Here is a 21,230-nt window from a genome sequence, read left to right as displayed (position 1 = left end):
GAGTAATTTATTGATAAGGGGTTATAATGAAGATATTTTCTATGTTTGATGGTGTAGGTGGATTTATAGTAGGCCTTGAGAACTCAAGTAAAGAGGTCTTTCAAACACTATATTCTAATCAGTATGAACCATCGAGAAAGATACAAGATGCTTACGAAGTAGGTTTATATAGATTTCCTAATATGGAACATATCGGGACCGATGTTGCACTCATTCCAAATGAGAAGTTTGAAGAGATGAAGCAAAATGGTGTTGATATGATTGTAGGTGGATTCCCGTGCCAAGATTATTCTGTAGCAAGAAGTAAAAAGAATGAACTCGGTATTGAAGGTAAAAAAGGGGTCCTTTTTTGGGAAATAATCCGTGCTACTGAGGTTATTAAACCTAAATATTTAATCCTCGAAAATGTAGATAGACTACTAAAGGCTCCATCTAGTCAACGTGGTAGAGATTTTGCAGTTATGTTAGCTGCGTTTAATGAATTAGGATATTCTGTTGAATGGCGTGTTATTAATGCTGCTGATTATGGTCGTGCACAGCGACGTCGTCGGGTTTTCTTCTTTGTATTTAGAAATGACACAAAATGGGGTGAACGCTTACATACAACATATGAAGCAAAATTCTCTAAAGATACAACTATAGAAGAACGATTAGCACAGTATCAAAACTATATTTTTAAAGATGGTTTATTTGGTCGTCAGTTCCCAGTAGAAGGAACAGCTGTTAAAAAACGTGTACATGCGAATCAGTTAGTGGGCGATATTGCCGAGGTTTCCGAAACTTTCAATGATGGTAAATTTTGGAATTCTGGATTGATGACTAATGGATATTACTATACTATTGAAACCAATCCAATTGTTGAGCCACCAATTACAATGGGGAAAATCGTAGTTCCAGAAGAAACAGTTGATGCTAAGTATTATATTACTGGAGATAAACTTGAAAAGTTCAAATATCTCCGGGGGCCTAAAAAGTTGATACGCACCTCAGCAGATGGTCATGAGTATACCTATGCAGAGGGGGGCATGAGTGAATATGATTCCTTAGATTTGCCAGGCCGAACAATGCTTACATCGGAAGGTAGTGTCAATCGCTCAACTCATTTATTAAAAATCAATGGAAATTATCGCTTGATTACACCTATTGAAGCAGAGCGTTTACAAGACTTTCCTGATGATTGGACAAAATTTAAACTCAATGCAAAGGGTGAGGTTGAAGAAGTATCAGATCGGATGAGAATGTTCTTTATGGGGAATGCTTTAGTAACGGGTATCGTAAAGCGCATTGGCGATGAGTTACAAAAAATAGATAAGATATAATATTAAAGAGGCTTTTATAGCCTCTTTTTTGTATAATAACCGTTGCTGATTGTATTCTATACTCCCCTCGTATATAATGGTATTAACAGATTTGTATTTTTCGATATAATCACATGAAAGGAGTCATTATGTCTAATTTCATTACTCCTAACGAATTATTACCTATCATGGATGAGGTTATCATCCTCGATGCAAGAGGGTTTCAAGATTATAAACGAGGTCATATTAAAGGCGCTTTTCCCGTCGATATAGATAAGGATTTGACCGGCCCTATCGGTGAACATGGGGGACGTCATCCGTTGCCGGATATGGAGCAATTGGCGAAAACCTTCGAGACATTTGGTATTAATGAAAATTCTAAGGTCGTTGTCTATGATTCTTGGATTTTTTTTGCTGGTCGCCTTTGGTGGACCTTGCGCTACATGGGCCTTAAAGATGTACGCGTTTTATCTGGCGGTATTGAACGATGGGTGAAAGAAGGTCATTTATTGACTAAGGATCCTACCCCTTTGCCTACAGAACCAACGACATTTAACTATACATTGCAAACGGATATGACCATGAGTCGTAATGAGGTATTGGAGGCGAGTAAGTCCGGTTCTCATGTTATCGTCGATGCCCGCGCACCAGAACGTTATGATGGTTCAGTGGTCGATGTTATGGATGGTATGACAGGACATATTCCGGGGGCTGTTAACCATTTTTATGAAAGTGGCTATACTTCGGAAGGTCCTCGGTCTATTAAGGACTTAGAAAATGAGTTCTACAATGAAATCTATCAACAAAAACCTGTTGTTACCTATTGTGGATCTGGTGTTACCGCATGTAATGCTCTACTTGTTATGAGTGAAGCGGGACTTAACTCTGCTTTGTATGTAGGTAGTTCTAGCGATTGGGTAACCTATGATGAATTCCCAATTCAAACGGGGGTTGAAACATTATGAGAATGTTAAATCATATTTTATCGGTCGTTGCATTTGCTTATTTATGCTATCATTTGTATACCTATGGCCCTGGTCTATTCAATGTAACGGTTATGATTATCTTTTTGTTATCCGTTGTGGCGAATTACTTTAGATATCGTAAGGAAAACGAAATGAAAGCTAATGAAGCATCGCGACAAGCACGCACTCAAGCTAAGTATGAGCGAAAACATAAACATGCTCGTGAAAGCTAACTTTCACAAATAATATTGTATATAAATTCCTTATAAGGAGTATCAATGAAATTAATATCTTGGAATGTAAATGGATTGCGTGCAGCCGTAACAAAAGGCTTCATCGATTCCTTTAACGAATTAGATGCAGATATTTTCTGCTTGCAAGAAACAAAATTACAACCCCATCAAATTGAATTAGAATTACCAGGTTATGAACAATTTTGGAATAGCGCAGTGAAAAAAGGCTATAGTGGAACCGCTGTATTTACACGTATTAAACCGATTGCGGTGACAAATGGTATCGGCATTGAAGAGCATGATCAAGAAGGCCGTGTCATTACTGCTGAGTATGATAATTTTTATCTCGTTTGCTGCTACACGCCGAATAGTCAACGTGAATTGGCGCGTTTAGACTATCGTATGACTTGGGAAGATGCGTTCCGTGCATACCTATTAGAATTGGATAAGAAGAAACCGGTTATTCTCTGTGGCGACCTCAATGTGGCTCACAATGAAATCGATTTGAAAAATCCTAAAACAAATCGTAAGAACGCTGGCTTCTCCGATGAAGAACGAGCTAAGATGACAGAATTGTTGGAATCTGGTTTTACTGATACATTCCGTTATTTGTATCCTGATGCGGTTGATGAATATAGCTGGTGGTCCTACATGGGCAAGGCTCGCGATAGAAACGTGGGATGGAGAATTGACTACTTTATTACATCTAAACGCTTGGACGACAAAATTAAAGAGGCCAAAATTCATCAACAAATCTTTGGTAGTGATCACTGTCCAGTGGAACTCGATATTGAATTATAATATGTGATATGGTGAAAGCTTGGCTTCATATATCGATATTAATGTATAAAGCCTCATCTACGGATGAGGCTTTCATAAGGAGGAACGATGGCACAAAAGCAAAAAGCCGTTGTATTATTTAGTGGCGGCGTAGATAGCACAACATGTTTGGCGCTCGCCATTGAGCGATTTGGCAAAGAGAATGTGGTGCCCTTATCCATACAATACGGCCAAAAACATAGCAAGGAATTAGAGGCTGCAGCCAACGTATTATCATACTACGGCATAGAAGGCAAAACGATGGATGTAACAAAACTGTTTGCATTCAGTAATTCATCCCTATTGAAGCAGTCAACAGAGGACGTCCCTACTGGTTCCTACAAGGAACAACAAGATGAACATGGGGAAGGACCCGTTAGCACCTATGTACCATTTAGAAACGGCCTGTTCCTATCCGCTGCGGCATCCTTAGCCTTATCCCTCGATTGTGGCTATATCTATTATGGCGCTCATGCCGATGATGCAGCTGGCAATGCATACCCAGACTGCACAGAAACATTCTACACATCTATGGGTAATGCCATCTTTGAAGGCTCCGGACAAGAATGCTCCCTTGAAGCACCATTCATCAATTGCAACAAAGCCGACGTAGTCCGCGAAGGCCTTCGCCTAGGCGTGCCATACCAACTTACCTGGTCCTGCTACGAAGGCGGCGACCACCCATGCGGCCATTGCGGCACCTGCATCGACCGCCAAGAAGCCTTCCACGCAAACGGTGTAGAAGACCCGTCATATTAGTTGAGCGCCGTTTGACGTGCATATGTTAACATAACGTAAAGAATGCAATTGAGCATAAACCGCTATGCAGTAGAATTGATTGCTTTCGCAGAGCGACTTTAGTAGGTCGAGGTCCTTACCCGAAACCCCGTCAAATTAGTCGTTCGCCGTTTGGTGGACCAATGTTAGCATAACGTAAAGAATGCAATTGAGCATATACCGTTATGCAATAGAATTGATTGCTTTCGCAGAACGCTTTAGTAGGTCGAGGCCTTCTCCCGAAGACTCGTCAAAATAGATGTTCGCCGTTTGACGAGCATATGTTAACATAACGTAAAGAATGCAATTGAGCATAAACCGTTATGCTAAAGAATTGACTACTTCTACAGAGCGACTTTAGTAGGTCAAGGCCCTCGGCCGAAGACCGTTAAGCTAGCTGGAGCGGTTGTAGAAGTAGTCAATTCTGTCTGCACTACAGTACCTAGCCGAAATTAAAGAATTATGATATGATAATCATACCGCCAAACGGCGAACAACTACATAAGACAGTTTGAAACCATCCTGTCTCTAAACAAAACTACGGAAAACATAAGCACATTCGAGCATGGTAGTTTTGCCATGCTCTTTTTTATTGAAAAGGAGGTGAGTGCATGATTTCTACACGAAAATTAACGATTTCTGCTATGGTAGTAGCATTGTATATTGTTCTTATTTATCTAACCCAAGGAATTTCCTTCGGTGCGTACCAAATTCGTATAGCTACATCTTTATATGCACTTGCTTATGCCTTTCCGTTCTTAATCGTTCCTATGGGCATAGGTAACCTCATTTCTAATTTCTTGTTCGGGGGCCTTGGCGTCCTTGATATGGTGGGGGGCTTTGGTGTTGGTATTTTGACGACTGGTATCATCGTATTGATGCGCCGTGCTGGACTTAGCGCGTGGTGGGCGATGCTGCCAATCATCTTAGTACCTGCATTATGCGTACCATTGTGGCTTAGCCCACTCGTAGGTGTTCCGTACTGGGCATTGGTGATCAATTTATTGATTGGTCAAACAATCCCAGGCATCGTAGGTGCTACATTGGTGAAAGCTCTCGCATCTCGCCGTACAGTAGCCGCTTTGATGAACGCCATTAAATAACTACATAACATATAACATAAAAGGACTGACTTTCACAATGGAAAGCCAGTCCTTTTACTATATGAAATTGTTGGAGAATAACCTTAGCAATTGTAGCCGCGAAGTGTTGTTTCGATGACAAGTCGTTCGAGGGCTACCATGTATGCAGCTAGGCGAGGGGCTACATTGTATTTTTGTTGCATTTGCCACACTGCTTCAAAGCTGTTTTGCATATTTCTAGTGAGGCGTTCATTTACCTCTTCGAGGGACCAGTAGAAGCCAGCTTTGTTTTGTACCCATTCATAGTAGGATACAACTACACCGCCACCATTAGCAAGTACGTCAGGAATAATATCGATGCCTTTTTCAAAGAAGTATGTATCCGCATCATTTGTAGTTGGACCATTAGCACCTTCTAAGATAATCTTAGCACGTACATGTTCCATGTTGTCCTTGTTAAGTTGATTTTCAAGGGCTGCCAGATAGAGGATATCCACATCTTGGGCTAACAATTCTTGGCCGGTAATGGTAGTCATGCCTGGCTCGGTGTAACCAACCAAGGAACGACCATGAGAATTAGCATATTCATAAGCTTTTTCAACATCGAGGCCATTTGGATTGTATAGATTAACAGCTACGTCGCCGATAGCTACAACCTTAGCACCCGCTTCTGCAATGAGGCGAGCACCAACGGACCCTACATTACCAAAGCCTTGAACGGCGACAGTCATGTTTTTAATATCTAAGCCTTTTTTAGCTAAATAGCATTGCAATGCGATAAGGCAACCGCGGCCGGTAGCTTCATTACGGCCTAGGGAGCCGCCTACTTCGATAGGTTTACCTGTAACGATACCTGGGCTCCATTCGCCTTTTAATGTGCTGTATTCATCAACAATCCAGCTCATGATTTGTGCGTTTGTATTTACGTCTGGAGCAGGAACGTCGGTATTAACACCGATGATAGGTGCAATGCGACGTACAAAGTTACGGGTTAACCGTTCTAATTCGCGAGGGTTCAATGTTTTAGGATCAACCTTGATGCCCCCTTTACCACCACCATAAGGGATATTAGCGATAGCATTTTTTATAGTCATCCAAGCTGCTAATGCACGAACTTCGTTTTCATCAGAATCTGGGTGAAAACGAAGACCGCCCTTGGCACTGCCACGCAATGTGGAGTGTTGGCAACGATAGCCTTCATATACGCGGACTTCGCCATTGTCTAATTGGAGTGGAACGGACACCTTTAGTTCCCGTTCTGGATGGCGTAGTACTTCATAATCATTTCTTGTGTAGCCAAGCTTTTCGGCCGCTACATCAAGTGTGTTTAACATGTTTTCATAGGGATTATAGTTTTGCATATAAAAGTCCTCCTGATAATTCAGAATCAATGGATTGTTTAAATATCTTGCTATTTATTGTATTCGACATGGACGAATGAATACCCTACATACAATGTTAACTATATTCTATAGTTGGATATGATTGTAAATAGTTAGAGCTTTCACAAAAAATAGGGTCCTTATTCCAAAGAATAAAGACCCTAAGAATCGGTATATATTATTTTTCGATTGTATCTTCTACAGGTGTAGCAGGTACAGAGGAATCTGTAGTTTGACCTTCACCCCACCATACAATACCAAATGTATGATTAAGAACGGAACGGTTAAATACAGGCGTATCGATACCAGCTTTACGTTGTTTGATGTAATCATCAAGCGCAAGACCTGCGGTACGTCCCATGCGAACGATGGAGCTAATGTTTGTTAATACTAAGAACGCCATGAATAAGTCGGCTAGGTTCCATACAAGATCAAGGGATGCGATAGAGCCGATGAATGTCATTAGGACTACGCCGATACGGAATAAATGGAGACAATATTTTTTGTCTGTTAAGTGGCTGATGTTGATTTCACCATAATAGTAGTTACCGATAAGGGAACTAAAGGAGAACATTACGATGAATACAGCAACAGCAGTAGGTGCCCAGGAACCGAGCTCTTGAGCTAGGTTATGTTGCACAAGTGCTACACCAGTAAGACCTGTTGTGCTATAGTCGCCAACCATGAGAACGATAAACGCAGATGCTGTACAGATAATGAATGTATCAAGGAATACACCGAATGCTTGAACAAGGCCTTGTTCTACAGGGTGATTAACAGCGGCTGTTGCAGCTGCGTTTGGTACAGAACCTTCACCGGCTTCGTTGGAGAATAGACCACGTTTAATACCATTCATTACAGTAGCACCTAATAGACCACCACCGGCTGCAGATGGTTCAAATGCAGATGTAACGATTGTATAGATTACATGAGGAAATTGGCTGATATTGGAGATGACTACGAATAAGGCAGTCACAATGTAAAGAACAGCCATGATTGGAACGATGATTTCAGATGCTTTGGCAACGCGGTTGATACCACCAAAGATGATAAGACCAACAAGTACGGCTACAACAACACCAGTATAGGCTACATCAAAGTTGAAAATTTGAAGGGATGCAGCCAATGTGTTGGCTTGTACAGAGTTGTAAATCCAACCATAGGTAATGCTGATTAAAATAGCGAATAAAACCGCTAGGAATTTGTTGTTAAGACCATAGCGGATATAGTAGGCAGGACCACCGTAGAAACCGCCTTTAGCAACAGGTTCCTTGTAAATTTGAGCGAGTGTACTTTCAATAAAGCCAGTAGCAGCACCGATAAGGGCGATAACCCACATCCAGAACACGGCGCCAGGACCACCGAGTACAACGGCGATAGCGATACCAGCGATGTTACCAACACCTACGCGAGATGCGGTACTAACGCAGAATGCTTGGAATGAGGATACATGGTTCTTTTCTGTTTTAGAACCAGCGCCAGAGGCGACAAGGCGAACCATTTCCTTAAACATGCGGATTTGGACGGCACCAGTGGTCATCGTAAAGAAGAGACCAGCACCGATGAGAATAAAGATGATTAAGTAGTTCCACAGGTAGGTATTGACCGTGGAGACTGCATCATTGAGTAGAGCTTCCATAAAACTCACCTTTCTTTAATAACACTATAAATTTTGTATCTATTGTACCAAAAAATGAAACATTCTTCTATAGAATATAACAAACACGCATACATAAATACAATTTATATCTATGTATGCGTGTCGTATGCAGTCATCTAGGAGGTTCTAGTATTATATATCCTCTGTATTAAAGGACTTGGCATCCTCCATGCCTTGTAATAAGGTTTGTTCAGAATGTTCCATGTGGATACGCGCTAGTTTACGAGCTTGTACCGCGTTATGGGATGCGATGGCTTCGACCAAAAGGCGATGCTCTTCCCACGTTTTGCGTAACCGGCCTGGTTGGTTCATGGAAAAGCTGCGGAATCGGTATGTTTGTTCCCGCAAGTTGTGGACGATGTCTGCTAAGCGTTCATTACGGGAAGCCTTGTAGAGGACCTCATGAAATGCTACGTCTGCGGCTACTACACTATCCATATCTTTGTTTTCCATGTGATCGCCAATTTCCACGAGCATGCGCTCTAGCGTTTCTATTTCATCGCTTGTAATGCGCTCTGCTGCAAGGCCAGCGGCTAATTCTTCAAGGGCGGAACGGATTTCGAATACTTGGGTAATATCTTTTAACGAAATATTTGCCACATAGGTACCGCGACGTGGAACCATTACGACGAATCCCTCAAGTTCGAGTTTGCGAATAGCTTCGCGGATAGGGGTTCTGCTCACACCGAGTTCTTCGGCGAGGGGGATTTCCATGAGGCGTTCACCCGGTTTAAGGGTGCCGTCCTGAATGGCTGAGCGTAATGTTTCACTCACTACTTCGCTTAATGGTTTATAGGCATCTAGACGTATAGGTTGCAATCGTTTTGTCATTGTACCTCCTCCTGTGTGCAGGTTTTTGTAATTAGTGAAAGCCAGTTATGACCAGCTTTTTTGATCTCTTCTTGTAAGGACAATGCTTGAGCCGGCTTTTCTAACAACACAACCATGGTAGGGCCACTGCCGGTCATGATGGTTGGATAGTCACGGCTCGTAAAGAACTCTTTACACGTAATCAGTTCTTCGTGATCAGGGAATAATAATTCTTCAAATGTATTAGCACTATTTGTGAAAGCCCCATACATATCATTTTGTTCTAAATGGTGTAATACATTAGTAATTGTATCTGATGTGGCGTTGGACTGGCCGTTATAACGACCGTAGGCTACTGCAGTGGATACAGAAATTTCAGGTTTTACCAATAATAGCCAATGAGGTTCAGGTGATGGATGATAGACGAGTTCTTCGCCGCGACCTGTACCACGAGCCGTGCCACCTTTTAATAAGAATGGTACATCGGAGCCGAGTTTAGCACCTAATGTCATCAACTCATCCATGGTGAGGCGCAAATCCCAAAACTTATTGAGGCCTAGTAGCATCGCTGCTGCATCTGCGCTGCCACCGCCAAGACCTGCCGCCGCGGGTACGCGTTTCATGAGGTGAATAGCGGCACCTGCCTTACATCCTGTATACTTTTGTACTTCGCGCAATGCTTTTAATGCTAAATTGCGTTCATCATAGGGGATGAGATCTTGAATGTATTGTGGTAACTCTGGTGCTACACCGGAGAATACAACGGAGTGATGTTTGGCAAAGTAGATGGAGTCCGCCAAACGAATAGACTGGAATATACTGTCGATATTGTGATATCCGTCATCGCGTTTACCAGTAATAGCAAGGCCGATATTGATTTTACTATGACCTAATTGTTCGATACTTTTTGACATAAAATCCTCGATGCGACATATGATTTGTACAAATTTCTATACCATTCGTACATGAGATTAAAAATGATTGAAAATAAACATTAAGTAGTTTATGATGAAACTGTATATGTATGTAAATATATAGTGATAATGCTATATATTCAATTAATTAATTATAGAATATTTATAGTGAAATGGCAATTTAGGGAGGCCTATATGTGGTCTAAATATAAAGATGATGTATACCAATGTATAATCGTTGCCATAGGCTGTGCTATTTTTGGCGTTGGCATCGATGCGTTTGTGTTACCGCACAAATTGGTGAGCACAGGAATTAGTGGTGTTGGTCTTATACTCTATTACATCACAGGACTTTCCGTTGGTACATGGAATGTGATTTTAAACATTCCTATATTTTGGGCGGCTTGGCATTGGCTAGGCAAGCGCGTGGTGGTCAATACCTTGTATGGTACCGTCATGTTGTCCTGGATGGTAGATGCCTTTGATTTCTTGCAATACAATATGGTCATTTCTGATCCATTATTGAGTTCTATGATGGCTGGTGTTACAACGGGGGTAGGCCTCGGTATGGTATATCGTGTTGGCGGTAATACGGGTGGACTTGATCCGATAGCATTGATTGTCCGAAAATACTATGGACTTCAAATGGGATCCATTAATAGTGTCATCAATGCTGTTATCTTAGCAGCTGCTGTATTTGTGGTTGGCTTAGAGGCTGTAGCGGTTACACTCGTATCATTGTATGTATATACGATTATCACCAATAAGGTCGTCATTGGTTTTAATCAACGAAAGGTAGCTTTCATCATTACCTATCGAACCTATGAGGTCTGTGATGCGGTCATTAGTAAGGTTGGCCGTGGTGCGACGATTATCAATGGTATCGGTGCTTATACTAGAACGCCGAAACAGATTGTAATGGTAGCGGTTAATTTGCTGCAAGTCAATAAATTAAAAGAAGTTATAGAAGAAGTGGATAATGAGGCTTTCATTCTCATCACAGATGCACAAGAGGTTATCGGCAAAGGATTCACTACACCTGTTGTGCCGACGTCGATAGAAAATCTCGTCAAAGAATGTAAGGATAATGCTCATTATGTAGAACACAAAGATTAGAATAAGGAGGCTAGCATGGCTCATGCATTAGCAGGAAAACCTGTTCAAGAACAAGATATTATAGATGTACAGACCATTGTAGATGCGTACTTTGATAATGTTCCAGATATGACAAATCCTACACAATTGGTTTCATTCGGTACATCTGGCCATCGTGGTACCTCCGTAGATGGTACATTTACAGACCTTCATGTGGCGGCTATTACACAAGCCATTTGTGATGGTCGTAAACAATTTGGTGCTACTGGTCCTATATTCGTAGGCCAAGATACGCATGCATTATCTCAGCCCGCACTTGTGACCGTGCTTGAGGTATTAGCTGGTAATGGCGTTACAGCTATGGTAGATTGTGATATGGCTTTCGTTCCAACACCTTCTGTATCACGCGCTATTATTCGATACAATGAAGAACATGACGATAAGGCGGACGGTATCATTATTACACCGTCTCACAACCCGCCTGATAATGGAGGCATTAAATATAATACGATTATCGGTGGTCCTGCTGATACGGTGGTGACAAAATGGATTGAGATGCGTGCCAACGAGTATTTGACTGCCTATTGTGAAAGTGAGGACTTTAAGCGCATTAGCATAGATAATATTGAACCTACTGCACAAGTGCCATATGACTATAAAGGCTTATATGTGGAAGAATTAGGCGATGTTATTAATATGGAGGCCATTAAAGCGGCCGGTCCAAAGGTATTGGTGGACACATTAGGTGGTAGCGGTGCCAGCTATTGGAATGCTATCAAGGAACGATATGGTCTTGATTTAACTATCATTCATGATGATTATGATCCGACCTTTAGTTTTATGACCTATGACCATGATGGCAAAGTTCGTATGGACTGTTCTTCCACTTATGTGATGGCTTCGGTTATTAATCGAATCGGGGATTTTGATTTAGCAGTTGGTAATGATCCTGATTATGATCGCTATGGCATTGTCGTGTCCAGTGGGCTTATATCGGCTAATACATTTTTAACATTAGCAGCTCGCTATTTATTTACCACGCGGGGATGGAAAAATAAGGGTGTTGGTAAGACTGTTGTATGCACTACGATGATTGATAAATGGGCTGCTGATGCTGAAACTCCTGTGTTTGAAGTACCTGTGGGCTTTAAATATTTTTCACAGCTTTTATTTGATGGAGCCATTGGCATAGGTGGTGAAGAAAGTGCGGGCGCTTCCTTCTTGAAAAAGGATGGCACTGTTTGGACTACCGATAAAGATGGTATGATTATGGCTTTGTTAAGTATGGAAATCATGGCCGTTATGGGAAAATCTGCACTAAAAATGGCTGACGAATTTGTTGAGGAGTTTGGAAATCCAAGTTTTGGCCGTATTGATGCACCATGCAAAAAAGAGCAAAAACAAATCCTAAAACAAATGAGTGCTGAATTAATTACTGCCACTACTGTTGATGGTGATCCCATCATGAATATTCGTACCACATCATTGTATAATGATATGCCAATCGATGGTGTACGCGTAGAAACTGATAAAGGGTGGTTCGTAGCTAGACCATCTGGTACAGAAGATTTATACAAAATTTATGGTGAAAGTTACAAAGGCGATTTAGGTCTTGTGGCACTACTCACTGCAGGTGAGGAAATTGTCAATGCTGCATTAAATGGCACCATAGAGACTGAATGAGCATTCTCATAAAGTTTTCACGCTCTTAATATGATATATGTGATATAATATATTAATATAGTTTATAGAATGAATGAATTTTCATGTACATAGTTTGTAGTGAGTCAGAAAAGGTGATTGTATGAAATTAGTAGTTACCGTAGTTGGTGTCGACCGTGTAGGTATCATTGCTGGTGTCAGCAGTATTTTGGCAGACCATAAAGTAAATATCTTATCTATTAATCAGACGATTCTAGATGGTTTGTTTAATATGATTATGATGTGTGAAACCGAAACTAACGACGTAAAAGATTTAACATCTATTCAAGATGCTTTATCCGAACTAGGTAATACATTAGGCGTAGAAATTCGTGCGCAACATGCTGATATTTTCCTTAGTATGCACCGCGTAGGATAGGGAGGCGCACATGTTATCTATTGACAATATTCTTGAAACGAATCAGATGATTCATGATAACAAGCTCGATGTGCGTACCATTACAATGGGCATTAGCTTGTTAGAATGTGCATCTAGCTCTGGTAAAGAACTCTGCAATCGCATTTATGACCGTATTACAAAAGAAGCTGAACATTTGGTTAAAACCGGTGAGGACATTGAGCGTGAATTTGGTGTGCCTATCATCAATAAACGTATTTCTGTAACACCGATTTCCTTAGTGGCTGGTGGCAGTGATTTAAGATCTTATGTACCAATTGCAGAAGCGCTTGACCGCGCAGCCAAAACTGTGGGTGTTAATTTTATCGGTGGTTTTTCTGCACTCGTTACAAAAGGTGAGACTAAAGCTGACCGTATTCTTATCGATTCTATTCCTGAAGCGTTAGCCACAACAGACATCGTTTGTAGTTCTGTTGGTGTTGGTTCCACTAAAACAGGTATCAACATGGATGCAGTTCGTGATATGGGTATTATCGTTAAAAAGACGGCTGACCTTACTAAAGATAATGATGCACTTGGTTGTGCTAAGCTCGTTATTTTCTGTAATCCTGTAGAAGATAATCCATTTATGGCAGGTGCTTTCTTCGGTGTAACCGAAGGTGATAGCGCTATTTCCGTAGGTGTATCTGGCCCAGGTGTTGTAAAACATGCTCTTGAAGCAGTGCGTGGTGAACCATTTGACGTTGTGGCCGAAACTATTAAACGTACGGCGTTCAAAATTACACGTGTTGGTCAATTGGTAGCACAAGAGGCATCTCGTCGCCTTGGTAAACCATTTGGTATCATCGACTTGTCCTTGGCACCAACGCCTGCAGTAGGTGACTCCGTAGCTCATGTACTTGAAGAAATGGGCTTATCTTCTTGTGGTTGTCATGGCACTACAGCAGCATTAGCCTTGTTAAACGATGCGGTGAAAAAAGGTGGCCTTATGGCATCCTCTCACGTAGGCGGTTTAAGTGGTGCTTTCATTCCGGTTTCTGAAGATGCAGGTATGATTGATGCTGTATCTTGCGGTAGTCTATCCCTTGATAAATTAGAAGCTATGACTTGTGTATGTTCCGTAGGTCTCGATATGATTGCTATTCCTGGCGACACAACAGCAGATACAATTTCTGCTATCATCGCCGACGAATCTGCTATCGGCATGATTAATAATAAAACAACAGCAGTCCGCGTTATCCCAGTTCCTGGTAAAACAGTTGGTGAAGTTGTTGAATTTGGCGGCCTTCTTGGCTATGCTCCAATTATTGAAGTAAGTCCATACAGCGCAGCTGAGTTTATTGCTCGTGGCGGTCGTATTCCAGCACCTATTCGCAGCTTAACAAACTAAGTTGAAACCTCGAATCTGTTGAATTCGAGTTGTTGGAGGTGTACTTATGAGTGAGTATGTGCCTGATTATGTGTGGGCCTTTGTGTTGGCTCTCGTCATAACCTTTGCACTAACCCCCTTGGTAAAACGGTTCGCCGTTGCCGTAGGGGCCATTGATAAACCTGATGCTCGTAAAGTGCATCATGGTGCTATTCCCCGTCTTGGTGGATTGGCTATTTTCCTTGGTTATATAGGATCTGTGTTATTTAACAACAGTATTCCTCATGACCATAAATTATTCGGCTTCGTATTGGGTACTGTTATTCTAGTCCTTGTTGGTATTTGGGACGATATTCGACAAATCGAGCCGAAGACGAAATTGATGGGGCAAATTATTGCTGCCGCCATTCTTGTGGCCTATGATATTCGCGTAGACTTTATCAACCTCCCTTGGGGTGGTGTAGTTTATTTAAAGTATTGGGCCATTCCGTTGACCATATTCTGGATTGTAGGATTTACCAATATTGTCAATCTAATCGATGGGCTTGATGGCTTGGCAGCAGGGATTTCCTTTATCGCTTGTATTGCCGTATGTGCGATGACATTACAATTAGGTCAAATTGATTTAGCTTGTATCGCATTGGCTCTTGCAGGTGCGACGGTAGGTTTCTTGCGGTACAATTTTAATCCCGCCAAGATATTTATGGGGGATACCGGTTCGATGCTCCTCGGCTATACCTTAGCAGCTATATCTGTTATGGGGGCCGTGAAAACGGCAGCTACCATTGCTTTAGTTGTTCCAGCTATCGTTCTTGGTTTACCTATATTAGATACATTGTTTGCTATCGTACGTCGTAAGATTAGTGGACGACCTATCTTTAAACCAGATAAAGGTCATGTACACCATCGTTTATTGGCACAAGGCTTATCTCAAAAACAAGCAGTATTGATGATGTATGCTGTTACCGCTCTCTTTGGTGGTGTTTCTGTTATCGTTGCAGAGGTTAATGCTTGGATTGGTTGCGTACTAGTCTTAGCTATTTTCCTATGTAGTATCTATGTGGCTCGTCGCTTGGGTGTTATTACACATAGTGATGCGGCGGGACATCCCTTACCTCGCCCTACAATTGAACGTAGCAATTTAGATGAAACTATTTCGTTTGATCGCAAAGAATTGGCAAAAGCATTAGAGCATGCAGATGATGACTCTAAAAAAGAGTAACCAATGTAGGGGCGCAATGCGCCCCTTTTTTATTAGACTCTGTGGAGGATGAGTAAATGTTGAAAGTAATGACTATCTTTGGTACAAGACCAGAGGCAATCAAAATGGCTCCGCTAGTAAAAGCCTTAGAAGCGGCACCAGATATGGAGCCAATTGTAACTGTAACAGCACAACATAGAGATATGCTCGACCAAGTGTTGCGCCTGTTTGACATTACGCCTGATTATGATTTGAATATCATGAGCCAAGGTCAAACGTTGTACGATGTGACAAATCGTGCATTGATGGGATTAAAATCTGTTTTAGAAGAAGCAAAACCTGATGTAGTACTCGTTCATGGTGATACGACAACAACCTTTGCAGGTGCGTTGGCATCCTTTTACCAAGAAATCCCAGTAGGTCATGTGGAGGCAGGCCTTCGTACAGGCGATATTTACTCTCCATTTCCAGAAGAGATGAACCGCAAATTAACAGGTTCCTTGGCAACATATCATTTTGCACCTACCGCTAGTTCTGAAGCGAATTTAAAACGAGAAAATATTAATACTGATCACCTTTATGTTACTGGTAATACTGTAATTGATGCACTAGATACTACGGTAAAAGATAATTATGTCTTTGATGATGCGGCTATTAATGCACTCGATCCAAATAAGCGTACAGTTCTTGTCACCACACATCGTCGTGAAAACCTTGGTGAACCTATGCGCCATGTGTATCAAGCTATTCGTGATTTATTGAATGATTTTGATGATATTCAAGTGGTATTCCCGGTGCATAAAAATCCAAAAGTTCGTCAAGTAGTTCGAGAGGAACTAGGGGATGTTGACCGTGTTACACTTATCGATCCTCTTGATTATGAGCCATTTGCAAACTTGATGGCTAAGTCTTACTTAATTCTTACAGATTCTGGTGGGATTCAAGAAGAGGCCCCCGCTCTCGGTAAACCAGTTCTCGTATTGCGTGATACTACAGAACGCCCAGAGGCTGTTGATGCTGGTACAGTACGCCTTGTAGGTACTGATAAAGACGCGGTATATAAAGCTGCTCATGAGCTATTACATGATGCAGCAGCGTATAAGACGATGTCGAATTCGGTTAACCCCTATGGTGATGGCAAAGCATCTGAGCGTATCTTGCAAGCTTTACGCCACGAGTTCTTAGGCGATGCTAATCGTCCTAATCGATTTGGTAAATAATATGGACAAGGATATGGTGAAAGCTCTGGCGATGGCTACATCGGCAGGGCTGACCCTTTTATTTTGTATCGGTGGATTTATCTGGATAGGATATAAACTGGATACATGGATGGATACCATGCCATTATGCATGGTTATTCTTGGATTAATCGGTGCCCTAACAGGCTTTTATATGTTATATAAACAGGTTAAATAGTGAGGTATTTATGAATCAATATATTAAATTCATACGTCATGTGCTATGGGCCTGTTTTTTTGTTACCTTTTTAGGTCTACTTGTCCAATATATTGTGGGCTGGAATCAGTACGTGCTCGGTTGGTTATGGGGCATGTTGACTATGATGGTTTATTTAGTACTGTTAGGTCTACATAATAAAGGGCTAGCATATGGCAATCCACACCAGGCTGTAGCTAAGGCGCGACGTCAAATGATGTGGCGATTGGCTCTGATTGGCGCCTTCGTAGTTATAGGATTGCAAATACCTGGTGTACGAGCTGAAAGTTTATTGATTTCAGTTGTACTTATACAGCCTGTATTGTATATCGTGTTTTGGCGATTAAGTAAGTAATAAAATTTATTGCATTGGGCGATAGGACTAAATCGCATGAAATAAGGGTTAATTACATTCCTATTATGAATTTTAAATGCATAAAATGCATTTTTAATATGTAAATCACGAATTGTTTACTCCAGAAGTGTTGATTATATACCTATAAAGAGGTATGATAATACATAGATATATATTATATGGATATATATAAAATTTATATTGCTACGTGAGAAAGGGGTTGAGTCTGTGGAACTGCATGCAGGTCACCATCAAGTAGTACAGTGGCTAGGTTTATCGTTTAACATCGATACCTTAATTGCTACGTGGATTACGATGGCGATCGTCATCATCATTTCCGTGCTTGCTACGCGAAATCGAGCATTAGTGCCTTCGGGTGTTCAAAATGTAGTGGAAACTATATTGGAAGCATTAGAAGGTCAATTATCGCCAACGCTTGGGAAACACTGGCCGATGGTGAGTTCATTGTTATTCACATTCTTCTTATTTATCTTTGTTGGTAATGAGCTTGGTTTATTGCCAACGCTACATGCTGTTACTTCGCCTACGGCGGATATTAATACAACAGCAGCACTCGCATTGTGCAGTAGCTTTATAGTTTGGGGAATGGGGATTAAAGTAAAAGGCTTATCTTATTTTAATCATTTCTTACAGCCTTATAAGGCTATGCTAGTTCTAAACATATTTGAAGAAATAGCAAAACCTATCACATTAGCTTTCCGTCTATTTGGTAATATTGTAGCTGGCGAAATTTTATTGGAAATCCTTTATAATTTGCCTTGGTTCGTACCTGTACCATGGGTTTGGATTGCTTTTAGTTTATTTATTGGTATTATTCAAGCTTTTATTTTTACAGTTCTAACAGCCAACTATTTAGGTATGGCATTAAGTGAAGAACACTAATTTTAATGGAGGATTTATTATGGAAGTTCAAGGTTTATTCGCATTAGCTGCGGCAATCGCAGTAGGTTGTGGTGCTATCGCGGCAGGTATTGGTGACGGCATGGTAGCTAGTAAAGTTATTGAAGGTATTACACGTCAACCTGAATTGCGCGGTCAATTAATGTCCACAATGTTCGTAGCTATCGGCTTAATCGAAGCTATGCCTATCATCGGCGTAGTAGTTGCTTTCATTTTATTGTTCAGATAATAGCGAGGAGGAACGACCTTGGTAGATTTAACGCTAGGGACAATTCTTGCTCAAATGCTAAACTTTTTTATATTAGTTTGGATTTTGGCCCGTTTTGCATATAAACCATTGGTTTCTATGATGCAAGAGCGTAAAGAACGCATTGCTAAGGACTTAGCAGATGCTCAAGCTGCTCGTAATGAAGCGGAACAATTCAAAGCTGATTATGCTGCGCAAATAGCGAATGCACGTCAAGAGGCTCAACAAATCGTTGAAAAGGCAGTGCAACAAGCAGAAGCGACTACGCGTGAACAATTGGCAGCGGCTCGTGAACAAATTGAACGTGAAAAAGAACGAGCTCGTCAAGATATCGTAAACGAACGTGATCGTGCTATGAATAATTTGCGTAACGAAGTTATTTCCTTATCTGTTGCAATGGCGACTAAGGTTGTGGCAAAAGATATGGACAGCGAAACTAATACAAAATTAATTGAAGACGCTATTGCGAAACTTGATAGTAAAACGATAGGGTTGTGATATTATGAGCACAGAAATTGTAGCAGATAAATACAGTTCAGCTATGTTAGAGCTAGCTCAAGAACAAGGTAATTTAGTGACTACAGAAGAAAATCTTTTATATGTGGCCTCTGTTCTTAATGAACAACCAGAATTGGTAGGGTTTATTAATAATCCTATTGTGGAAGCAGATGCAAAGATTTCTCTACTTGGAAAGGTCTTTGGCACTGCTGTAGAAAAGACAGTACTTCATTTCATGTATGTTATGGTTAAACGTGGCAGATATCGTTATTTGCCAGATACAATTAGAGCTTTCATAAAAAAATCTCGCGAAGCACGAGGTATTTTAGAAGCAATTGTAACTGTAGCAGAACCATTAACTGATACATTGCGTGATGATGTACAAGCTAAATTACAAGCGATGACCGGCAAGGATGTCATTGTATCGGTGCGTCAAGACCCTAGAATCATGGGTGGTATTATCATTCAAATCGGTGATAAACGCATTGATGGATCGATTGCACGTCGCTTAGACGAATTGAAAAAAACGTTAGTACGAACTGACTCTATTAGATTGGGGTGAATGGGTATATATGAAAATGAAGCCTGAAGAAATCACTGCTATAATCAAACAGCAGATTCAGGACTATGATGTTGACCTTAATGTCGATGACGTGGGTACTGTCCTCGACGTAGGGGATGGCATCGCCCATATTTATGGTCTTGAAAGAGCCATGGCCGGTGAATTGTTAGAATTACCACACGGCGTATATGGCCTGGTTTTGAACTTAGAATTAGACAATGTTGGTGCCGTACTACTTGGTGACGACTTCTTGATTAAAGAAGGCGATGAAGTACGCCGTACTGGCAAAATCATGGACGTACCAGTAGGGGATGCCCTTATTGGTCGCGTAGTTAATCCGTTGGGGCAACCTATCGATGGCAAGGGTGCTATTCAAGCGACAGAACGTCGTCCTGTAGAACATCCAGCACCTGGTATTGCGGATCGTCAATCTGTAAACGAACCTTTGCAAACAGGTTTGAAAGCTATCGATGCGATGGTACCAATTGGTCGTGGTCAACGTGAGCTTATCATTGGTGACCGTGGTACAGGTAAAACTGCAATTGCTCTTGATACAATCATCAACCAAAAGGGTAAAGATGTAATTTGTATCTATGTAGCGATTGGTCAAAAAGAATCTACCGTAGCTCGTGTAGTACAAAAATTAGAAGAAACAGGCGCATTGGATTACACAATCGTCGTTTCTGCGAGTGCTTCCACAGGCGCTCCACTTCAATACATTGCTCCATATGCAGGTGTTGCAATGGGCGAATACTTTATGTACAAAGGAAAACATGTACTCTGCGTATATGATGATTTAACAAAACAAGCGGCTGCATATCGCGCTATGTCTCTATTATTACGTCGTCCACCAGGGCGTGAAGCGTATCCAGGGGACGTATTCTACTTACATAGCCGTCTATTGGAACGTGCTGCTAAACTTTCACCAGAACTTGGTGGCGGCTCTATTACAGCGTTGCCAATCATTGAAACGCAAGCTGGTGACGTATCTGCTTATATCCCAACAAACGTAATTTCCATTACTGATGGTCAAATTTTCTTGGGCACAGATATGTTCTACTCCGGTATCCGTCCTGCTGTTGACGTAGGTTTGTCCGTATCTCGTGTAGGTGGTAGTGCGCAAACTAAAGCGATGAAACAAGTAGCTGGTCAATTGCGTTTGGACCTTGCACAATATCGTGAATTAGCAGCATTTGCTCAGTTCGGGTCTGATCTTGATGCAGCCACAAAAGCACAATTAGATCGTGGTGAACGATTGACTGAAATGTTGAAACAAGGTCAATATGAGCCAATGAGTGTAGCTGAAATGGTTATTAACCTATATGCTGGTACTAAGGGATACTTAGCTAGCATTCAAGTAGCTGATGTGTTGGCATTCGAAGCGGAATTATTACGTTTTATTCGTGCAAATTATCCTGAAATTATCAGCAATATTGAAAGCACAAATAAACTTGATGAAGCAACAGAAAACTTGTTAAAACAAGCTATTCCAGAATGTGTAGAAGCCTTTGGTGCTACACATACATTAGTTTCCCGTAAGGAGGCGTAA

23 protein-coding genes are annotated in these 21,230 nt (G+C 41.2%); 19 read left to right on the top strand and 4 right to left on the bottom strand.

Annotated elements, in window-relative coordinates; genetic code table 11:
* Positions 1 to 26 precede the first annotated feature (26 nt).
* The 6 genes from dcm (at position 27) to O3598_RS07435 (ending at position 5,195) form a co-directional block, all read left to right on the top strand.
* Complete coding sequence (gene dcm / locus O3598_RS07460) at positions 27 to 1,319, top strand: DNA (cytosine-5-)-methyltransferase (RefSeq protein WP_371452276.1); 1,293 nt, start codon at positions 27 to 29, stop codon at positions 1,317 to 1,319.
* A 128-nt stretch (positions 1,320 to 1,447) separates the two neighbouring features.
* Entirely contained in the window at positions 1,448 to 2,263 is an 816-nt protein-coding gene (locus O3598_RS07455; RefSeq protein ID WP_371452274.1) for a sulfurtransferase, read from the top strand.
* A complete protein-coding gene (locus O3598_RS07450) occupies positions 2,260 to 2,496 on the top strand; it encodes a hypothetical protein (RefSeq protein ID WP_371452272.1) in 237 nt (78 codons plus the stop codon). Before O3598_RS07455 ends, O3598_RS07450 begins: the two co-directional genes overlap by 4 nt.
* 45 nt (positions 2,497 to 2,541) lie before the next feature.
* Entirely contained in the window at positions 2,542 to 3,297 is a 756-nt protein-coding gene (locus tag O3598_RS07445) for an exodeoxyribonuclease III (RefSeq protein WP_005377116.1), read from the top strand.
* 87 nt (positions 3,298 to 3,384) lie between these two features.
* The gene (gene queC, locus O3598_RS07440; protein WP_287510020.1) at positions 3,385 to 4,074 is read left to right on the top strand and encodes a 7-cyano-7-deazaguanine synthase QueC; all 690 of its coding nucleotides are present in this window, start codon (positions 3,385 to 3,387) and stop codon (positions 4,072 to 4,074) included.
* A 629-nt stretch (positions 4,075 to 4,703) separates the two neighbouring features.
* Positions 4,704 to 5,195: a QueT transporter family protein gene (locus tag O3598_RS07435; RefSeq protein ID WP_287543281.1), complete on the top strand. Its 492-nt coding sequence runs from the start codon at positions 4,704 to 4,706 to the stop codon at positions 5,193 to 5,195.
* 83 nt (positions 5,196 to 5,278) lie between these two features.
* Here O3598_RS07435 and O3598_RS07430 read toward each other — a convergent pair whose 3' ends face one another.
* From O3598_RS07430 to ispE, 4 genes are all read right to left on the bottom strand, one after another.
* The gene (locus tag O3598_RS07430; RefSeq protein WP_287510022.1) at positions 5,279 to 6,535 is read right to left on the bottom strand and encodes a Glu/Leu/Phe/Val family dehydrogenase; all 1,257 of its coding nucleotides are present in this window, start codon (positions 6,533 to 6,535) and stop codon (positions 5,279 to 5,281) included.
* Positions 6,536 to 6,734: 199 nt separating this feature from the next.
* Positions 6,735 to 8,195 carry an alanine/glycine:cation symporter family protein gene (locus tag O3598_RS07425; RefSeq protein WP_164733400.1) on the bottom strand — a complete coding sequence of 487 codons (1,461 nt, stop codon included), beginning with the start codon at positions 8,193 to 8,195 and terminating at the stop codon, positions 6,735 to 6,737.
* A gap of 153 nt (positions 8,196 to 8,348) precedes the next feature.
* Positions 8,349 to 9,047, bottom strand: a complete 699-nt coding sequence (locus tag O3598_RS07420; RefSeq protein WP_005376998.1) for a GntR family transcriptional regulator — start codon at positions 9,045 to 9,047, stop codon at positions 8,349 to 8,351.
* Positions 9,044 to 9,940 carry a 4-(cytidine 5'-diphospho)-2-C-methyl-D-erythritol kinase gene (gene ispE / locus O3598_RS07415; RefSeq protein WP_005381580.1) on the bottom strand — a complete coding sequence of 299 codons (897 nt, stop codon included), beginning with the start codon at positions 9,938 to 9,940 and terminating at the stop codon, positions 9,044 to 9,046. The genes O3598_RS07420 and ispE overlap by 4 nt, the downstream gene beginning before the upstream one ends.
* A gap of 195 nt (positions 9,941 to 10,135) precedes the next feature.
* Between ispE and O3598_RS07410 the strand changes: the two genes are divergently transcribed.
* The 13 genes from O3598_RS07410 (at position 10,136) to atpA (ending at position 21,230) form a co-directional block, all read left to right on the top strand.
* Entirely contained in the window at positions 10,136 to 11,056 is a 921-nt protein-coding gene (locus O3598_RS07410; RefSeq protein ID WP_005381583.1) for a YitT family protein, read from the top strand.
* Positions 11,057 to 11,071: 15 nt separating this feature from the next.
* Positions 11,072 to 12,718: a phosphoglucomutase gene (locus O3598_RS07405; RefSeq protein WP_038124123.1), complete on the top strand. Its 1,647-nt coding sequence runs from the start codon at positions 11,072 to 11,074 to the stop codon at positions 12,716 to 12,718.
* A 121-nt stretch (positions 12,719 to 12,839) separates the two neighbouring features.
* Positions 12,840 to 13,115 (top strand): ACT domain-containing protein, encoded by a 276-nt coding sequence (locus tag O3598_RS07400; RefSeq protein ID WP_005377141.1) that lies wholly within the window; start codon positions 12,840 to 12,842, stop codon positions 13,113 to 13,115.
* A gap of 10 nt (positions 13,116 to 13,125) precedes the next feature.
* Positions 13,126 to 14,484, top strand: coding sequence for a PFL family protein (locus O3598_RS07395; RefSeq protein ID WP_016476478.1), 1,359 nt, complete (start codon positions 13,126 to 13,128; stop codon positions 14,482 to 14,484).
* 46 nt (positions 14,485 to 14,530) lie between these two features.
* Entirely contained in the window at positions 14,531 to 15,685 is a 1,155-nt protein-coding gene (locus tag O3598_RS07390; RefSeq protein WP_005377132.1) for a glycosyltransferase family 4 protein, read from the top strand.
* A 56-nt stretch (positions 15,686 to 15,741) separates the two neighbouring features.
* Complete coding sequence (wecB, locus tag O3598_RS07385; protein ID WP_005377046.1) at positions 15,742 to 16,884, top strand: non-hydrolyzing UDP-N-acetylglucosamine 2-epimerase; 1,143 nt, start codon at positions 15,742 to 15,744, stop codon at positions 16,882 to 16,884.
* A gap of 1 nt (position 16,885) precedes the next feature.
* Positions 16,886 to 17,080 carry an AtpZ/AtpI family protein gene (locus tag O3598_RS07380; protein ID WP_005377088.1) on the top strand — a complete coding sequence of 65 codons (195 nt, stop codon included), beginning with the start codon at positions 16,886 to 16,888 and terminating at the stop codon, positions 17,078 to 17,080.
* Between the two features lie 10 nt (positions 17,081 to 17,090).
* Positions 17,091 to 17,453: a hypothetical protein gene (locus O3598_RS07375; protein WP_005377033.1), complete on the top strand. Its 363-nt coding sequence runs from the start codon at positions 17,091 to 17,093 to the stop codon at positions 17,451 to 17,453.
* Positions 17,454 to 17,681: 228 nt separating this feature from the next.
* Positions 17,682 to 18,356 (top strand): F0F1 ATP synthase subunit A, encoded by a 675-nt coding sequence (gene atpB / locus O3598_RS07370; protein ID WP_005377061.1) that lies wholly within the window; start codon positions 17,682 to 17,684, stop codon positions 18,354 to 18,356.
* Between the two features lie 19 nt (positions 18,357 to 18,375).
* Positions 18,376 to 18,603 carry a F0F1 ATP synthase subunit C gene (atpE, locus tag O3598_RS07365; RefSeq protein ID WP_005377043.1) on the top strand — a complete coding sequence of 76 codons (228 nt, stop codon included), beginning with the start codon at positions 18,376 to 18,378 and terminating at the stop codon, positions 18,601 to 18,603.
* 18 nt (positions 18,604 to 18,621) lie between these two features.
* Positions 18,622 to 19,119, top strand: a complete 498-nt coding sequence (gene atpF, locus O3598_RS07360) for a F0F1 ATP synthase subunit B (RefSeq protein WP_005381595.1) — start codon at positions 18,622 to 18,624, stop codon at positions 19,117 to 19,119.
* A 4-nt stretch (positions 19,120 to 19,123) separates the two neighbouring features.
* A complete protein-coding gene (gene atpH / locus O3598_RS07355; protein ID WP_287530415.1) occupies positions 19,124 to 19,681 on the top strand; it encodes an ATP synthase F1 subunit delta in 558 nt (185 codons plus the stop codon).
* A gap of 10 nt (positions 19,682 to 19,691) precedes the next feature.
* Positions 19,692 to 21,230: a F0F1 ATP synthase subunit alpha gene (gene atpA, locus O3598_RS07350; protein WP_005377173.1), complete on the top strand. Its 1,539-nt coding sequence runs from the start codon at positions 19,692 to 19,694 to the stop codon at positions 21,228 to 21,230.

The sequence above is a fragment of the Veillonella atypica genome, from assembly GCF_041431435.1.
GTDB classification, from domain to species: Bacteria; Bacillota; Negativicutes; order Veillonellales; family Veillonellaceae; genus Veillonella; species Veillonella atypica.
Note: the sequence above shows the minus strand (reverse complement) of the source record. Positions and strands in the feature narration are given on the sequence as shown.

What these genes read in the sequence shown, in the direction of transcription:
- dcm (WP_371452276.1), top strand. Translation starts at nt 27, where the DNA reads ATGAAGATATTTTCTATGTTTGATGGTGTAGGTGGATTTATAGTAGGC.
- O3598_RS07455 (WP_371452274.1), top strand. Translation starts at nt 1,448, where the DNA reads ATGTCTAATTTCATTACTCCTAACGAATTATTACCTATCATGGATGAG.
- O3598_RS07450 (WP_371452272.1), top strand. Translation starts at nt 2,260, where the DNA reads ATGAGAATGTTAAATCATATTTTATCGGTCGTTGCATTTGCTTATTTA.
- O3598_RS07445 (WP_005377116.1), top strand. Translation starts at nt 2,542, where the DNA reads ATGAAATTAATATCTTGGAATGTAAATGGATTGCGTGCAGCCGTAACA.
- queC (WP_287510020.1), top strand. Translation starts at nt 3,385, where the DNA reads ATGGCACAAAAGCAAAAAGCCGTTGTATTATTTAGTGGCGGCGTAGAT.
- O3598_RS07435 (WP_287543281.1), top strand. Translation starts at nt 4,704, where the DNA reads ATGATTTCTACACGAAAATTAACGATTTCTGCTATGGTAGTAGCATTG.
- O3598_RS07430 (WP_287510022.1), bottom strand. Translation starts at nt 6,535, where the DNA reads ATGCAAAACTATAATCCCTATGAAAACATGTTAAACACACTTGATGTA.
- O3598_RS07425 (WP_164733400.1), bottom strand. Translation starts at nt 8,195, where the DNA reads ATGGAAGCTCTACTCAATGATGCAGTCTCCACGGTCAATACCTACCTG.
- O3598_RS07420 (WP_005376998.1), bottom strand. Translation starts at nt 9,047, where the DNA reads ATGACAAAACGATTGCAACCTATACGTCTAGATGCCTATAAACCATTA.
- ispE (WP_005381580.1), bottom strand. Translation starts at nt 9,940, where the DNA reads ATGTCAAAAAGTATCGAACAATTAGGTCATAGTAAAATCAATATCGGC.
- O3598_RS07410 (WP_005381583.1), top strand. Translation starts at nt 10,136, where the DNA reads ATGTGGTCTAAATATAAAGATGATGTATACCAATGTATAATCGTTGCC.
- O3598_RS07405 (WP_038124123.1), top strand. Translation starts at nt 11,072, where the DNA reads ATGGCTCATGCATTAGCAGGAAAACCTGTTCAAGAACAAGATATTATA.
- O3598_RS07400 (WP_005377141.1), top strand. Translation starts at nt 12,840, where the DNA reads ATGAAATTAGTAGTTACCGTAGTTGGTGTCGACCGTGTAGGTATCATT.
- O3598_RS07395 (WP_016476478.1), top strand. Translation starts at nt 13,126, where the DNA reads ATGTTATCTATTGACAATATTCTTGAAACGAATCAGATGATTCATGAT.
- O3598_RS07390 (WP_005377132.1), top strand. Translation starts at nt 14,531, where the DNA reads ATGAGTGAGTATGTGCCTGATTATGTGTGGGCCTTTGTGTTGGCTCTC.
- wecB (WP_005377046.1), top strand. Translation starts at nt 15,742, where the DNA reads ATGTTGAAAGTAATGACTATCTTTGGTACAAGACCAGAGGCAATCAAA.
- O3598_RS07380 (WP_005377088.1), top strand. Translation starts at nt 16,886, where the DNA reads ATGGACAAGGATATGGTGAAAGCTCTGGCGATGGCTACATCGGCAGGG.
- O3598_RS07375 (WP_005377033.1), top strand. Translation starts at nt 17,091, where the DNA reads ATGAATCAATATATTAAATTCATACGTCATGTGCTATGGGCCTGTTTT.
- atpE (WP_005377043.1), top strand. Translation starts at nt 18,376, where the DNA reads ATGGAAGTTCAAGGTTTATTCGCATTAGCTGCGGCAATCGCAGTAGGT.
- atpH (WP_287530415.1), top strand. Translation starts at nt 19,124, where the DNA reads ATGAGCACAGAAATTGTAGCAGATAAATACAGTTCAGCTATGTTAGAG.
- atpA (WP_005377173.1), top strand. Translation starts at nt 19,692, where the DNA reads ATGAAAATGAAGCCTGAAGAAATCACTGCTATAATCAAACAGCAGATT.